At 68.6% G+C, this 15,376-nt stretch carries 13 protein-coding genes; 8 read left to right on the plus strand and 5 right to left on the minus strand.

Features of this window, described 5'->3' with window-relative positions; all coding sequences use genetic code 11:
* Positions 1 to 146: 146 nt before the first annotated feature.
* Positions 147 to 1,136, minus strand: a complete 990-nt coding sequence (locus ACYQ78_RS00005; RefSeq protein ID WP_459798523.1) for a pentapeptide repeat-containing protein — start codon at positions 1,134 to 1,136, stop codon at positions 147 to 149.
* A 952-nt stretch (positions 1,137 to 2,088) separates the two neighbouring features.
* On the opposite strand from ACYQ78_RS00005, the gene ACYQ78_RS00010 reads away from it, so the two are divergent.
* The 3 genes from ACYQ78_RS00010 (at position 2,089) to ACYQ78_RS00020 (ending at position 6,145) form a co-directional block, all read left to right on the plus strand.
* The gene (locus ACYQ78_RS00010; protein ID WP_459798524.1) at positions 2,089 to 2,487 is read left to right on the plus strand and encodes a plasmid replication, integration and excision activator; all 399 of its coding nucleotides are present in this window, start codon (positions 2,089 to 2,091) and stop codon (positions 2,485 to 2,487) included.
* A 359-nt stretch (positions 2,488 to 2,846) separates the two neighbouring features.
* Positions 2,847 to 4,277, plus strand: coding sequence for an FtsK/SpoIIIE domain-containing protein (locus tag ACYQ78_RS00015; protein ID WP_459798525.1), 1,431 nt, complete (start codon positions 2,847 to 2,849; stop codon positions 4,275 to 4,277).
* Between the two features lie 143 nt (positions 4,278 to 4,420).
* A complete protein-coding gene (locus ACYQ78_RS00020) occupies positions 4,421 to 6,145 on the plus strand; it encodes a replication initiator (protein WP_459798526.1) in 1,725 nt (574 codons plus the stop codon).
* 467 nt (positions 6,146 to 6,612) lie between these two features.
* On the opposite strand, the gene ACYQ78_RS00025 is transcribed toward ACYQ78_RS00020, so the two are convergent.
* From ACYQ78_RS00025 to ACYQ78_RS00040, 4 genes are all read right to left on the minus strand, one after another.
* Positions 6,613 to 8,145 carry a recombinase family protein gene (locus ACYQ78_RS00025; protein ID WP_459798527.1) on the minus strand — a complete coding sequence of 511 codons (1,533 nt, stop codon included), beginning with the start codon at positions 8,143 to 8,145 and terminating at the stop codon, positions 6,613 to 6,615.
* Positions 8,146 to 8,360: 215 nt separating this feature from the next.
* On the minus strand, positions 8,361 to 8,546 hold the full coding sequence (locus ACYQ78_RS00030) for a DUF4236 domain-containing protein (protein WP_459798528.1): 186 nt from the start codon (positions 8,544 to 8,546) through the stop codon (positions 8,361 to 8,363).
* A 40-nt stretch (positions 8,547 to 8,586) separates the two neighbouring features.
* A complete protein-coding gene (locus tag ACYQ78_RS00035) occupies positions 8,587 to 9,123 on the minus strand; it encodes a ferritin-like domain-containing protein (protein ID WP_459798529.1) in 537 nt (178 codons plus the stop codon).
* Entirely contained in the window at positions 9,120 to 9,581 is a 462-nt protein-coding gene (locus tag ACYQ78_RS00040) for a hypothetical protein (protein ID WP_459798530.1), read from the minus strand. The genes ACYQ78_RS00035 and ACYQ78_RS00040 overlap by 4 nt, the downstream gene beginning before the upstream one ends.
* A 239-nt stretch (positions 9,582 to 9,820) precedes the next feature.
* On the opposite strand from ACYQ78_RS00040, the gene rimP reads away from it, so the two are divergent.
* The 5 genes from rimP to ACYQ78_RS00065 all read left to right on the plus strand — a co-directional run bounded on the left by rimP (position 9,821) and on the right by ACYQ78_RS00065 (position 15,374).
* Positions 9,821 to 10,321, plus strand: coding sequence for a ribosome maturation factor RimP (gene rimP, locus ACYQ78_RS00045; RefSeq protein ID WP_459798531.1), 501 nt, complete (start codon positions 9,821 to 9,823; stop codon positions 10,319 to 10,321).
* A gap of 23 nt (positions 10,322 to 10,344) precedes the next feature.
* Entirely contained in the window at positions 10,345 to 11,334 is a 990-nt protein-coding gene (gene nusA, locus ACYQ78_RS00050; protein WP_459798532.1) for a transcription termination factor NusA, read from the plus strand.
* Positions 11,318 to 11,620 carry a YlxR family protein gene (locus ACYQ78_RS00055; RefSeq protein ID WP_459798533.1) on the plus strand — a complete coding sequence of 101 codons (303 nt, stop codon included), beginning with the start codon at positions 11,318 to 11,320 and terminating at the stop codon, positions 11,618 to 11,620. The genes nusA and ACYQ78_RS00055 overlap by 17 nt, the downstream gene beginning before the upstream one ends.
* Positions 11,621 to 11,762: 142 nt before the next feature.
* Complete coding sequence (infB, locus tag ACYQ78_RS00060; protein WP_459798534.1) at positions 11,763 to 14,969, plus strand: translation initiation factor IF-2; 3,207 nt, start codon at positions 11,763 to 11,765, stop codon at positions 14,967 to 14,969.
* A gap of 108 nt (positions 14,970 to 15,077) precedes the next feature.
* On the plus strand, positions 15,078 to 15,374 hold the full coding sequence (locus ACYQ78_RS00065) for a DUF503 domain-containing protein (protein WP_459798535.1): 297 nt from the start codon (positions 15,078 to 15,080) through the stop codon (positions 15,372 to 15,374).
* Positions 15,375 to 15,376: the final 2 nt, after the last annotated feature.

Raw genomic sequence — 15,376 nt, forward strand, 5'->3', positions numbered from 1 at the left:
GGCCGGTCATGTTTCCTAGCCCACCTGTAAAGCATGTGCTGGGACAGAAACGTCAATCATCTCGTGGGACTGGACAAATGGCGGGTTCAGCTTCGCAGTCAGGGGATCTGTCGGGCTGGTGTCTGATGCCGCGTGACGGGATTAGATCAGAAATCGGTGTTCACGTCGGTTTTGGCTGCTGCGCGTATCTCATCCGGTGACATGCCTCGCACTCGGTTCAGGTCCGCGCCCGTCAGGTTCGCGTAGGTCAGGTTCGCGCCGGTCAGGTCTGCGTCGCGCAGGTCCGCGCGGTGCAGGTTCGCGCCGGTCAGGTCTGCGTCCGTCAGGTTCGCGTCGCGCAGGTTCGCGCCGGTCAGGTCCGCGTCGCGCAGGTTCGCGTAGCTGAGGACCACGTAGGTCAGGTCCGCCTCGTTCAGGTCTGCGAAGGTCAGGTCAGCCTCGTTCATTTCTGCGTAGATCAGGTTCGCCTCGTTCAGATCCGTGTAGGTCAGGTTCGCCTCGTTCAGGTTCGCGCTGGCCAGGTCCGCGCCGCGCAGGTGCGCGCCGCGCAGGTACGCGTCAGTCAGGTCCGCGTGGTTCAGGTCCGCGCCGGTCAGGTCCGCGTCGTGCAGCCACGCGCTGCGCAGGTCCGCGCTGGCCAGGTCCGCGTTGCGCAGGTTCACGTTGCGCAGGTCTCCGTAGGGGAATCGGGTATTGGAGAAGTCGGAGCGGTCGGTTTGGGTGTTGGTGTCGTTGGTCGCTGGTGGTGGGTTGGTGAGGGTCGGGGCGATGGTGAGGGCGGCGTATACGTCGGTGGGCAGGCGAATGGTTTCGGTTGTGGAGGATTTCCTTTTTAGGGCGCATTGCGGGGGCGGGGGTGTGGGGGTGCAGAGGTCGTGGTTGCGTACGAATGCGGCTAGGACGTTTTTGATGGTGGGGCGGTCGCGTGGGGAGTCGTTGGCGAGGCGTTGGAGCGAGTAGATGGCTGCAAGGCGGACGTCTACGGCGTTGTGGGCGAGTTGTTCGGCGGCTTTGGTGTAGCGGTCGGTGATCTGGCCTTCCTGGGTGGTGCCGAGTGCGCGGGCGGTGTAGTCGAGGGTGCCTGCGGTGTAGTCGAGGGTGCGGGCGGTGAACAGGATGCCCAGGATGACGGTCACGGAGGTGATGAGTGAGGTGATGGCTTGAAAGGGGCGTTGGCGGTGTGCGTCCCAGAGTTCTTGGCGTTCTTTGGGGGTGAGGTCTGCGAGTTCGGCGAGGGTGGGCCGGTTGACGGGTGGGTGGCGGCGGAGGAGTCGGCCCAGCCATGAGGCGGCGCGCGGTCGGGCCGCTGCGGCGGGCGTCGGTATCGGTGCGTCAGCGGGGGACGGTGGCCGCTGCGGGAGGTTGCGGTATCGGCGAGTGAAGCGCGGATGGCGGGGGGTAGTCACGGTTTAACGCTACGGAAGGCTGATTGCTAAGCGTTGAATGCGATCGCGCCGGTTGTATTCGCGAGTGGGGGTGCTGAGGCCGGTTGATGTCGTAGGCACCCCGTAGGGGCGACCGTGAGGGAGTCTGTCGGCGTCAGTTGTGAGCATTGGTGCAGGTTGCAGGTCTTCCGGGCATTTTGTTTGGGCCATGGTCAGGCCGATGCGCGATTGTCGGGCGCGACTTCGATGCTGTCTGGTTGTAGTGAGTGTGCGAAGTCTGGCGGCGTTGCGCTGTCGGATGCACGATGTCGTTGGAGCGCGTTTCCTTGTCCCGTGTGGTTGCCGGGCGGGGGCGCGTGACCGGTCCGAACTGTTGGTCCCTGTCAGGGATGGAACTGCGAGAGGCAGAAGAGGAGGGTTGATCACCAATGTCATATGTGTCATATGCGCTGTTCAGCTCGCCTCCGTGCGCTCCTCGCATGCGGGGCCGTTCGGCGTGGGCGGGATAATAACAGCGGTTTCCTGATTTGGGAATGCGCGATTGATGCCGTCCGGTTATGGCTGGATCTGTTGGCCTTCTCGGGCCGTTTACTGGTCACAAGCCCGTCGAGTCAGATCACTTGTCAGAGAGCAGGTGGCAGGGCTCGGGCGGGGACCGGCTATCGAGGAGGCTGATGCCAAATTGATTAGGGGCCCCATCCCCGTGCACCACGCGTTCGTGTTTCCCAGCGGTGCCTTTCTGTCCGGAGAGGTCACCCCGGTACTCGACTTCGACGCGAGTACGAAAGACCGTCCCGTCCAGCAGCGCGACAAGATCACCGGTGAGCCGGTGTGGTCGGTCGCGGTGACCAACGTCGATCCGAATGTCCGCGCGGCGGACAAGACGGTGAGCGTGAAGATCGTTGCGGCGGTCGCTCCGGAGATGCCTCCGGTCCCTGCCGCGATGGCAAGTCTCGGCTTGCCGTTCGTTCCGGTCGAGTTCATTGATCTTGCGGTCACGCCGTATGTGAACTCGGCCAACAACCGGATGGCTTACAGCTTCCGGGCTCGCGGGTTTCGTCCTTTGGCGGTCGCCCGTTCGCAAGAGACCAGCAGGGGATGATCCTGCTGAGGACCTGAGGGTCTTGATTCAGGGCCGGTAGTGCCGGTGCCTGCTGCGGCGCGGTAGCCGCCGATCATTCAACACGCCTGAGTCCCCGTGATCCGCTGCGCGGTCGGGGGCCTGCCCCGGCATGCCGGGCTGCGCGTGGGGGCTTGGAACCCCTTCCGCGTGTGGTCCGGCGTGCCGTTCGGGGCCTGCGTTTTGCCCTGTTCCCCCGATTCGGAGCCTGGGGGCTGGCCGGTGCTTGGTGGCGCTGGCCGGTCCTCGGGTTTCGGCACCGCTGGTGTGAGCGGCTCTCGCTGCTAGGCGCGGGCTGCGGTGTGGGGTGCGGGGTCCTCTGGTCTGAATGGGGGTGTCCCATGATCTTCCGTAAACTTCCTGGTCAGGAAATCGTCGGCGTCGTCTCTACCCGTCCTGACACCACGGTCGTGTTCGCTCCGACCGTCGTCCGCACCCCGGCTTTCATCGCTGTCGCGGTGTGGCTGTGGCGGCTGCTGGCCGGTTCGGTCCGCATGCTGTGGCGTCATCCGGTGGCCTGCGCGGTGCCGATCGTCACGGGCTGGCTGTGGTCGTTCGGCGCGTGGCAGCTGGTCGCGTTCATGGTGGTCGATCTGTCGGCTATCGCTGTCCTGTGGGTCTGGGCTTATCCGCACGTGTTCGGCCGGTGGGTGGGCTGGCCGCTGATGGCGTGGTGGCGCTGGGTGTGGGTGTACCGGCGTAAGTGGCAGTCGGTCATGGTCATGTCCGGGCTGGCGGGCAACTTCGGCGGTCGGCTGTATCTCCCCGATCTGGTGCGGGTCCGCTGTGATGCCCGTTGCGATGTGGTGCGGGTGCGGATGCTGGCCGGTCAGGCGGTGGAGCAGTTCACCGATCACGCGCCGAACCTGTCGAGCGGCTTCGGCGCTGCCCGGGTGCGGATCACCTCGCCCAAGCCGGGGTGGGTGACGCTGGTCTTTCCGCGGGCCGATGTGCTGTCGCGGGTGATTCCGGCGATGCCGATTCCGGACCGGCCGTGGGTGGGGCCGGTGGAGATCGGGTTGTCCGAAGATGGCTTGGTGTTCCGTCTCCAGGTCCACGGAACCCATGTGCTGATCGCGGGCGCGACCGGTTCGGGTAAGGGGTCGTGGTTGTGGGGCATCGTTCGGGCTCTGCTCCCGGCGTGTGCGGCGGGCATCGCGCAGGTGTGGGGCCTGGACCCCAAGCTCATGGAACTGAGCTTTGGCCGTGAGCTGTTCGACCAGTACGCGGGAACGCCTGAGCAGTGCGCGGACCTGCTGGAACAGGCCGTGGCGCTGATGCAGGAGCGGGCGCACCGGTATGCGGGGGTGCGGCGCAACCACATCCCGACCCTTGAGGACCCGTTCGTCCTGGTAGTCGTGGATGAGGTGGCGTTCCTGACCGCCTACCAGCCGGACAAGGCGTTACGTCTGCGGATTTCGGCGGCGCTGGCCACGCTCACCACCCAGGGCCGCGCGGTCGGTATCGCGGTCGTGGCGGCGATCCAGGACCCGCGCAAAGAGGTTCTGAACATTCGGAACCTGTTCCCGGACAAGGTCGCGCTTCGTCTGGACGAGCCGGGTCAGGTCGACATGGTCCTCGGTGACGGTGCTCGGGACCGGGGCGGGGTGGCGGATCAGATTCCGCGTGATCCGGATGACCCTTCGGTGGGCGCGGGTGAGGCGTACGTCAGGTTGGAGAACAGTCCGGATCCAGTGCGGGTGCGGGCCGCGTATGTGTCGGATGCCGACATTCGACAGATGTGCGACTGGTTCGGGGGTCGCTCGTGGTGACCTCGGGCGGTGGGGCGAGCGACGTCGGGGCGTCCGGTGAGCGGAGGCCGGTTGATGCCGTCAGGCACCCTGTAGGGGCGACTGCGAGGGAGTCTGCCGGCGTCGGCGGTGGTACGTCGGACCTGGGGTCGGGCCTGGTCAGCATGGCTGCGGTGACGGCATCGGGGCTGGTGTCCCGTGAGGTTGCCGAACAGCTCGCGGTGGCGAACGGGGTGTGTCTTCGTCCTATCCCGATGCGTCGTCAGGACGTGGTGACGGGTGTGGTGGACACAGTGGATCTGCCGTGCGGGTCCTGGCGGGATAGCTGGTGTCCTCCGTGTGCAAAGCGGGCTCGTCAGGTGCGGCAGGCACAGTGCCGTGAGGGCTGGCACATGGAGTCCGAACCGCTCGTGGAGTACACGCGGGGCGAGTACCGGACGTATCTGCATGACCTTCGGGAGCAGGCTCAAGGCTGGCGGGAGGACGCGGCGTCGGCCGGTGAGGACACCACGGATCTCGATCTGGCGCTGGCGGAGCTGGATGTCGAGATCGGCGCGTTGGAGCCGGTGAGCCGTACCACGGAAGTCTTGGCCGATGCGGAGGACGCGGGCGACGACGGGGCCTCGGCTGACGTTGTGGTGGAGCGGCGTTCGCGGTCGACGCGGCGTCGGGGTGACGCGGTGAATCTTCCTCGGCGTGAGCAGGTGCCGGGGACGCTGGGGCGGGTCTATGAGGGTCGGGACGGTAAGGGGTTCCGTCCGTCCATGTTCCTGACGCTGACGCTGCCGTCCTACGGGCGGGTGCTGAACGGTGTGCCGGTCGATCCGAAGACCTACGATTACCGGTCGGCGGCGCGGGATGCGCTGCACTTCTCCAAGCTCGTCGACCGGTTCGTGCAGAACCTCCGCCGGGTGGCGGGGTGGGATGTGCAGTATTTCGCGGCGGTGGAGCCGCAACGGCGGCTGACCCCTCATCTCCACATGGCGATCCGGGGGACGCTGCCCCGGTCGGTGCTGCGTCAGGTGGTGGAGGCTACCTATACGCAGGTGTGGTGGCCTTCGGTCGATCGGGTGGTGTTCGGTGAGGGTGACGCGGAGCCGGTCTGGTCGGAAGGTCACGGGTACGTGCATCCGGGTACGGGTGAGGTGCTCCAGTCCTGGGACGAGGCGGTAGACGCCCTGGATGATGGCGGCTCGTCGGGCGGCGGGCTGGTGGAGCCGTTGCATGTGGCTCGGTTCGGCTCTCAGATGGACATGCAAGGCGTGTTAGCCGGGACGGCCGATGCGGATCAGCGGGTCCGGTACCTGACGAAGTACCTGACCAAGTCGCTGTCGTGGGACGCGGTCCTGAAGTCCGACGACATGGGTTCGTCAGGTCGGGCGGGGCATGTGGCGCGGTTGGCTGAGGCGCTGCGGTGGGAGCCGTGTAGCCCTGAGTGTGCGAACTGGCTGCGTTACGGGGTGCAGCCGCGTAAGGCGAAGTTGGGTCTTCGGGCGGGGTGGTGCCGGAAGAAGGCGCACAGTCCGGACCGGATGGGGTACGGCGGCCGTCGCGTGCTGGTCTCGCGCAAGTGGTCGGGTAAGACGTTGGCGGGTCATAAGGCGGATCGGCGGGCGTGGGCTCTGGCTGCGGCCGGGCTGGATCCGGAGCAGGAAGCACAGGAGCCGGGCCGGTATGTGTGGCGTCGTCTGAGCGCGTCTGATCCGGCGTTGGAGCCGGTGGCGGTGCGGCTGTTGCGGCTGGTGGCGGCTCGGCAGGCGGCGCGTGCGGCGCGTGAAGGACCTGCGGGGGGCGGAGGCGGCCCGGGTGGTCCACCGACGTGGGGGCCTTCTCCTGGTGAGTTGCCAGGGTTGGCGGGTTCGTCGGGTTCGGTGGGGGCTGGTGCTTGATGGGTGCCCGGGGTCGCGCGTCGGTGCGGTCGGGTGCGGGTAAGCGTCGCCGTCGTTCGGCAAAGAGTCCCGTAGGGGCTGCTTCGTCTGGGCCTGAGTTTCTGCCGGGTATGGATGAGTGGTTGTCGGCGGTGGCCAGCCACGACTCAGCGGAGGGTGGGCGGGCGGGATGCGGCGAGGCCGATCAGGGAACCGCCGCGAATGTTGATCTTGCTGGGGGGCCTGAGAGCACGTCGGCGGGAACGCGGCACCGGGCGGACGTCGGCGACATGACCTCGGAAGATCAGGTCATCGCTGCCTACGCCCGATCGATCGTGGCTGCGGCGGGGCCTCTCAGCGATGATGCCGTGGATCGGCTGGCGGCCTTGCTCGGCTACCGGTAGCGGCGCCCACCTCCCCTCCTCGTCTGCGGACGGGCAAGCCTTCGCCGGTAGCTGCTGGCGCGGGCCTGCCCGTCACGGTCGCGGCTATGCGGCATCGCGGACCCACGTGAGGCGCTCGTGGGCGGGCAGGCGCTTGCCCGGCGTCTTGGGGTTGAGCCGGACCTGACCCAGGAAGGGCGGGCTAAGAAGGACCTTGGCGATCTTGCGGCGGACCTCGACCGGGGCGTCCCGCCACCGGGTCACCGCGTCGGCGACCGGGCCGCCGTCATCGGCCGCCAGGAGAGAGGCCAGCTCGGACGGGGTGGTCAGCTCACGCAACTGAGCTTGCTTGTCCGACAGCTTCGGCCTGATGTCCTCGATCAACTGGGCGAACAGGCGGGCCTCGGACACGTTGGCCGGGACGGCGGTCTCAGCCTCCGTCAGCTCGGCGCGGAGCTGCGCGATCGCGGTCTCCAGCGCGCGAACCTGCGGAGTGTCCACCCGGCGGGCTACCCGCGCGCTGAAGTCCGCTTGCGACAGGAAATCCTCGATGACCTCATCAAGGATCTTGTCCACGGGGCCCTTGGTGATCCGGGCGCATCCCCCGGTCTGGCACATGTAGTCACCGCGCTTGCTGTTGAGCGTGGTGATCGGCCCCAGGCACTTGGCACACCGCATCGTGCGCGTGTACTCGTGCTTGACGCTCCCGAACCGGGGCGCGGGCGCGGTGGTCTGGTGCGCGGGCTCGGTCAAGATCCGCTGAACGTCCCACCACAGGTCGCGCTCGATGATCCCCTCCCAGGTGCCCTCGATCAGCTCGCCATGCCAGACGCGCAGACCGGAATAGGCGCCCTTCTGCGCCATGTCCCGCAGGTGAGCGGCACCGTAGGGCTTGCCGCTCTTGTTCCGGTACCCCTTGGCCTCGAACGCTCTGGCCAGACTCCGGAAGCTCCGTCCCCGGCGCAGCAGCGTGAACAGCTCCACGATCATGGGGCCCTTGTCCGGGTCGCCTTCCCAGGTGATCAGCTTCCCGGTGCGCTCGTCATAGACCGGGCGCAACCCCACCGGACACAGACCGTGCGGTCGGCCCTCGGCCGCGTTGGCGGCCATGTCCCGCCTGATCCGCTGGGCGATCTTCGCTGACTCGTACTCGGAGTCGTTGGCGTCATCGATCAACCCGCGCCGGTCACGCGGGTTGGCCGGGTCATACAGACGGCCGTGGGTGGTGACGAAAACCAAGATCCCCTGCTGCTCCAGCAGGTCGAGCATGGTCACCCACTCCAGCACCCGGCGCGATCCCCGGGAGCTCTCCCACAGCACCAGCACGTTCGCGCCGAACTCCCCGCTGCGCAGGTCCGCCATCAGGCGGTCGAAGTCGTCGCGGACGTCGGTGCTGTAGCGGGACGCCGACACAGCCCGGCCCTCGCGGTACGGCTCGCCCAGAGTGATCCGATGCGCCACACATGCCCGCTCGTTGTCCTCGTGCTGCTGAGCGGGCGACTTCATACGCTTAGACCGGTCTTCACTGACCCGCAGGTACTCCCGGCCGACCAGTTCCCTGCTTCCCGGCAGGTCACCGGGGTACAGGGCGGCAGCGGAGGAAACACTCTCTGACCTGGGACGTAATCGCTTCTCCATACATTCAAGGTAACTCTAAGAAGGCGGGAGTACTGAGGAACGCAGGAGAGCGCAGCGAACCGGAGTGACGAGGGAAGGCGCGGACTGAAGGCGGCCACGCCCGCCGTGCCGGAGGCGCGGCCATAGACACAGAGAGGGGCGGTTCGTCACCACGGGGGGAGTGTGACGAACCGCCCGCTCCACGTCCCCTCCGCGTGGGAGGGGAGTCAACCGGGTCAGCGGCGCTTCAGTGACCGCCGCCAGGAGAAACCAGCGGGCAGGTCGACGCTGACCTGCTTTCCACCGTCGGCGCGCTTGGTGTATCGCACGCCGCCCTTGCCGACGCTGTGGCCGACTCCACCGCGCGAGAAGTTGATCCGGAACGGACCGATCTTGATGGTTTTTCGGAAGCCCCAACTCATGACGATCTGAACTACCCGCCGATACGGGAATAAACAGGCGTCAGCTGTCGGCGGGGGCCGGAAGCGTCGACGGGGCCGGGGATGACGAGATCGCGTCCTGGGGTGCGGCCGGGTCGCCGGAGGCGGGCGGCGTGGTGGCGGGAGGCGGTGTGGCGGGTGTGCTCGGGACGGTCTTCACCTGGCCGGGCATGCCGGGGAAGGCCACGATCTCCGGCTGCCAGCCGTAGCCCCGTACGGCGCACTCCTGGGTGGCCAGCACGGCCAGCCGCCGCAGCGCCTGGTCGGTGTCGGCCGACAGCTCCACATAGGCCGCGCAGACCCGCTCCTCGATGTAGGCGGCCAGCCGGGCCGCCTGCGCGGGCGTGGTCACCACGAAGGGCAGCTGGTAGCTGCCCGGCTCGGCGGGGGTCTCGCCCCGGCGGCGCATCAGGTTGCGCAACTGGTCGCGGCGGGCCCGGTGGGCGTCGAACCCGGTCGTCGCCCTGACCCGCAAGGCGCCGCTCGTCTTGGCGCCGATGACACCGTAGGCGTAGACGGCGGCGTGCTCGGCGGCCAGCGCCTTCGCGAGGGCGGTCACTTGAGCCGCCCCAGAGCCTGCGCGTGGACGGCCTCACACGCCCCGATGCTCGCCACGAGCTGCGCCACCACGGGCACAGCGGCGGCGGCCTGCTCCGGCCGGGACGCCGCGGCGGCCCGCTCGGCCTCCTTGAGCGCTTCCACGGTCACCTCCGGGTTGACCACGGGGGTCGGGGTCGCGGCGGGGGAGCCGGGCTTGGACAGATGGCGCCGCAGCGCCGCCAGATGATCGAGATGCCGCTGCTGGAAGGGTTGCAGCGCGGGCGCCAGCTTCACGTGGGACAGGGCGGCCTGCTGATAGAGCGCGACCAGCTTCTCCTTGCCCTCGATGAGCCCGGCGAGCAACACCGCCTGCGGATCGGGGGAGGGCGAAACGGGCGCCGAGGCGGGCTCCTGCCCCTTCGCGCAGCCCACCAGCACCAGGCCGGCCCCGGCACCCAGAAGGGTACGCCGGGACATGTTCATACCGGACTCTCCCACAGGCACCCGCCCATGGTAGAGCGCTCCAGAGCCCATCCGGCCCGCGCCACACTGGCGGCCCACGCTCTCACTACGCGTAGAGCGCTCCAGGGTCGTCCGGCCACGGGACACTGGCGGGGGCGCGTTCGCGGGGCGCGGCGAGCGGTGCCCGGCTGTCGATAGGCTGTGTGCACGTTGGGCGAGGTACGCCCCCGATGGCCATTGGTAAGGAGGTCACCATGGGCGAATCCGCCCGACGCGACCGCCTCGTGGCGCTGCTCGCCCCGGTCGTCGAGGCCGAAGGTCTCGACCTCGAAGACGTGACGGTCACCCCCGCAGGCAAGCGCCGGCTGGTGCGGGTGGTCGTCGACCGTGACGGCGGCATCAGCCTCGACGACGTCTCAGAAGTCAGCCGATCGGTCTCCGAGAAGCTCGACGCGAGCGACGCGCTCGGCAACAGCCCCTACGTGCTGGAGGTCACCTCCCCCGGTGTCGACCGCCCGCTGACCGAGCCGCGCCACTGGCGCCGCGCGCGAGGCAGGCTGGTGAAGGCGGCGCTGACCGACGGCACCGAAGTCGAGGGCCGGATCGCCGAGGCCGACGACGAGGGTGTGGAGATCGAAGCGGCCGGCCGTTTCGCGTACGCGAATCTGGCAAAGGGCAAGGTCCAGGTGGAGTTCAAGCATCTGGACGACGAGGACGAAGATGAAGATGACATCGCAGACGGCGATGAGGGCTGAGGGGAAGCCTTGTGGACATTGACATGAGCGTCCTGCGCAGCCTCGAACGGGAGAAGGACATCTCGTTCGACCTGGTCGTGAAGGCGATCGAAGACGCGCTGCTGATCGCCTACTTCCGCACGGAGGGGGCCGCGCAGAAGGCCCGCGCCGAGCTCGACCGGGTGTCGGGCCACGTCTCGATCCTGGCCGCCGAGATCGGCGAGGAGGGCGAGGTCCTCCGGGAGTACGACGACACCCCGGGCAACTTCAGCCGCATCGCCGCCACCACCGCCAAGCAGGTCATCCTGCAGCAGCTCCGCGACGCCGAAGACGAGATCAACTTCGGCGAGTTCGCGAGCCGCGAGGGCGAGCTGGTCGCGGGCGTCATCCAGCAGGGCAAGGATCCGCGCGTCGTGCTGGTCGACCTCGGCAAGATCGAGGCCATCCTGCCGCACAACGAGCAGGTCCCCGGCGAGGAATACGTCCACGGCGAGCGCATCCGCTGCTACGTGGTCCAGGTCAAGAAGGGCAACAAGGGCCCTTCGGTGACGCTGAGCCGAACCCACCCGAACCTGGTGAAGAAGCTGTTCGCGCTGGAGGTGCCGGAGATCGCCGACGGAACCGTCGAGATCGCCGCCATCGCCCGCGAGGCCGGTCACCGCACCAAGATCGCGGTGCGCTCCCGTAAGCCCGGTGTCAACGCCAAGGGCGCCTGCATCGGCCCGATGGGCTCCCGGGTGCGCAACGTGATGACCGAGCTGCACGGCGAGAAGATCGACATCATCGACTGGTCGGAGGAACCGGCCAACTTCGTGGGCAACGCGCTGTCTCCGGCGCGGGTCTCGCGGGTCGAGGTCGTCGACGCCGAGGGCAGGGTCGCGCGGGTGACGGTGCCCGACTACCAGCTGTCGCTGGCGATCGGTAAAGAGGGGCAGAACGCCCGGCTGGCCGCCCGGCTGACCGGGTGGCGCATCGACATCAAGCCGGATACTCATGAGGCACCGGCCGATCCCGCTGATGCGTCGGCAAGGTAAGCTGGAATATGGTGGCCAGGCCGTCCCGCTGAGAACGTGCGTGGGCTGCCGGGTTCGCACGGCCAAGTCCGAGCTACTCCGACTGGTGGTGGCCGGGGATGTGATCATCCCTGACCTGCAGAAACGGCTTCCAGGACGCGGTGCTTCGCTGCACCCCTCCCTGCCCTGTCTGCAGCTCGCAGAACGTCGCCGGGCGTTCACCCGCGCTTTCCGCGTGGAGGGAACGCTCGATCAGGCGCGCTTGCGGGCTTACCTGGAGGACTTGACGAGGAAAGGCGCCGGGTGAATGGTTACCAACTGTTTTGTAAGAAGCCGAGTTGATGGGCGGAGTCAGATTGCTATGAGCGCCTGATGAGCACGCGGCAATGAGTACGTCCAGGTAGCGACGGTCCGGCGGCACAGCCTCCCGGGCCGAGTTAGGGAGTGCAGTGGCGAAGGTCCGGGTTTACGAGCTCGCCAAGGAGTTCGGGGTAGAGAGCAAGGTCGTCATGGCCAAGCTCACCGAAATGGGCGAGTTCGTTCGATCGGCATCCTCAACGATTGAGGCACCGGTTGTCCGCAAACTGACGGAGGCGTTCGGTAAGGGCGACTCCAAGGGGGGCAAATCCCCCCGTCCGGCCCCACGGCCGGCACCCCGGCCGGTCGGCAACGACCAGGCCGGCAATGGCGCGTCCGCGCCCGCTTCACCCTCGGAATTCGGCAACCGGCCGATTCCCAAGCCCGGTCCGCGGCCCGCGCCGCGTCCGGTTCCGATGCCGCATCCGGCGCCGCAGCAGCCCGCTCCCCAGAGCGAGCCGACTCCGCGCCCGGCGGCTCCGCCCGCTCCGGCTCCGCGCCCCGAGGCGCCCCGTCCGGCTGCGGCGGCCAACCCGCCCGCGGCTGCTCCGCAGGCTCCGTCCGCACCGAGCCCTTCTTCGGCGCCTTCGGGTTCCGGCCCGCGTCCCGGCCCCAAGCCGGGTCCCCGGCCCGCTCCCGCTCCGCGTCCGGCCGCCGGCCCCGCCGGTGGTGGCGCTCCGCGTCCGGGTGGGTCCAACTCGCCCAAGCCGGGTCCGCGTGGCCCGCGTCCGGGCAACAACCCGTTCTCTTCCAACGCCAGCGGCATGGGCCAGCGGCCCGCCCGTCCCGGCGACCGTCCCGACCGTGGTGACCGGCCCGCCGGTGACCGTCCCGACAGGGGCGGCGAGCACCGTGGTGACCGTCCCGACCGCGGCCCTCGCGAGGACCGTGGCGATCGCGGGCCCCGCGAGCCGCGCCGTGAGGGCGGCGGCCCGCGTCCCGGTGGTCCCCGTCCCGGCCCCGCCGGTGCGGGCGGTCCTCGTCCCGGCCCCGGTGGCCCGCGTCCCGGCCCCGCCGGTGCGGGTGGTCCGCGTCCGCCGGCGGGTGCCGGTGGTCCTCGTCCCGGTGGTCCCCGTCCCAACCCGTCGATGATGCCGCAGGGCCGGCCCGCCGGTCCCGGTGGCGGTCCCGGCGGTGGCGGTGGCCGTGGTCCCGGTGGTGGCGGCGGTCGTCCCGGTGGGGGCGGCGGCGGTGGCCGTCCGGGTGGCGGCGGTGGCGGCGGCGGTCGTCCCGGTGGCGGTGGCGGTTTCGCTCCGCGCGCCGGTGCCGCCGGTGGTGGCGGTGGCGGTCGTCCCGGTGGCGGCGGTCCCGGTGGTGGCGGCGGTGGCTTCGGTGGCCGTCCCGGTCCCGGTGGCCGTGGTCGTGGCGGCGGCACGGCGGGTGCCTTCGGGCGTCCCGGTGGCCGTCCGACGCGTGGACGTAAGTCGAAGCGTCAGAGGCGCCAGGAGTTCGACAACATGTCGGCGCCGGCGATCGGCGGCGTGCAGGCTCCCCGTGGTGGCGGTCAGACGATCCGCCTGCCGCGCGGTGCCTCGCTGTCCGACTTCGCCGACCGCATCGGCGCGAACCCGGCGGCGCTGGTCCAGATCATGCTCCACCTCGGTGAGATGGTGACCGCGACCCAGTCGGTGAACGAGGAGACGTTGCAGCTCCTCGGCGCCGAACTGGACTACGTCGTCCAGGTCGTCTCCCCCGAGGAGGAGGACCGTGAGCTGCTCGAGTCGTTCAAGATCGAGTTCGGTGAAGACGAGGGCGACGAGGCCGACCTTGCGCCGCGTCCGCCGGTCGTGACCGTCATGGGTCACGTCGACCACGGTAAGACCAAGCTCCTCGACGCCATCCGCAACACCAACGTGGTGGCGCGTGAGGCCGGTGGCATCACCCAGCACATCGGTGCCTACCAGGTCCACACGCAGCACGAAGGCGAAGACCGCAAGATCACCTTCATCGACACCCCGGGTCACGAGGCGTTCACCGCCATGCGTGCCCGTGGTGCGCAGGCCACCGACATCGCCGTCCTGGTGGTCGCGGCCGACGACGGTGTGAAGCCGCAGACGATCGAGGCGCTCAACCACGCCCAGGCGGCCGAAGTGCCGATCGTCGTGGCGGTCAACAAGATCGACAAGGAGGGCGCCGACCCGACCAAGGTCCGTGCCCAGCTCACCGAATACGGCCTGGTGGCCGAGGAGTTCGGTGGCTCGACCATGTTCGTCGACATCTCGGCCAAGCAGGGCCTGGGCATCGACAGCCTGCTCGAGGCGATCCTGCTGACGGCCGACGCGGAGCTCGACCTTCGCGCCAACCCCGACATGGACGCCCAGGGCCTCGCGATCGAAGCCCACCTCGACAAGGGCCGCGGCCCGGTCGCGACCGTGCTGGTCCAGCGCGGCACCCTGCGGGTCGGCGAGTCGATCGTCTGTGGCGAGGCCTTCGGCCGCGTCCGGGCGATGCTCGACGACAACATGCAGCCGGTGGAGGTCGCCGACCCGTCCCGTCCGGTCCGGGTGCTCGGCCTCACGGCCGTGCCCCGCGCGGGTGACAACTTCCTGGTCGTCTCCGACGACCGGATGGCCCGCCAGATCGCCCAGGAGCGGGCGGCTCGTCAGCGCATCGCGGAGATGGCCAAGGCCGGTCGCCGCCGTACGCTCGAGGAGCTGTTCAGCGACTACGAGAAGGGCAAGATCGACGAGCTCAAGCTCATCATCAAGGGCGACGTGTCCGGTTCGGTGGAAGCACTGGAAGACGCGCTGCTCAAGATCGATGTGGGCGAGGAGGTCAACCTCCGCGTGCTGCACCGCGCCGTCGGTGCGATCACGGAGTACGACGTCAACCTGGCGATCGCCGACGACAACGCGGTGATCATCGGCTTCAACGTGCGGCCGGAGGTCCGGGCGCGCGATCTGGCCGAGCGCGAGGGTGTCGACATCCGCTACTACTCGGTCATCTACCAGGCGATCGAGGAGATCGAGGCGGCCCTCAAGGGCATGCTCAAGCCCGAGTTCGAGGAGATCCAGACCGGCACCGCCGAAGTCCGCGAGGTCTTCAAGGTTCCGAAGATCGGCAACATCGCCGGTACCTTGGTCCGTTCGGGTGTCATCACCCGCAACAGCAAGGCTCGGATCATCCGCGAGGGCGTCGTCATCGCCGACAACCTCACCGTCTCGTCGCTGCGCCGGTTCAAGGACGACGCGACCGAGGTCCGCGAGGGCTTCGAGTGCGGTATCGGTGTCGGTTACAACGACATCAAGATCGACGACGTCATCGAGACGTTCGAGATGCGGGAGAAGCCCCGCGACTAAGGGCTGATCGACCCGGTCCCCCGCCTCGTACGCGAGGCGGGGGACCGGTTTCCCAGATAGACCCACTCACGACCCACGCGCCAGGGTCTATTGGCGCCACAACATCACATGTATGTCGGTGCTCTGACGTTGGACATCATCCTCGGCGACGTTCACTCGCTGAAGGAGAAACGGTCCGTTGTCCGTCCCCTCATCGCCGAGTTGCGCCGGCGGTTCCCCGCGGTCGCGGTGGCCGAGACCGGCCATCAGGACCTGCACAGAAGAGCCGAGATCGGCGTCGCCGTCGTCTCGGGCTCGGCCGGGAACGTCGATGAGGTCCTGAACGCGTGCGAGCGGGCCGTCGCCTTCCGCCCGGAGATCGAGCTGCTCTCGGCTCGGCACCGCCTGTTCAACGACGAGGAATAGAC

The sequence above is a fragment of the Herbidospora sp. RD11066 genome (assembly GCF_054661255.1).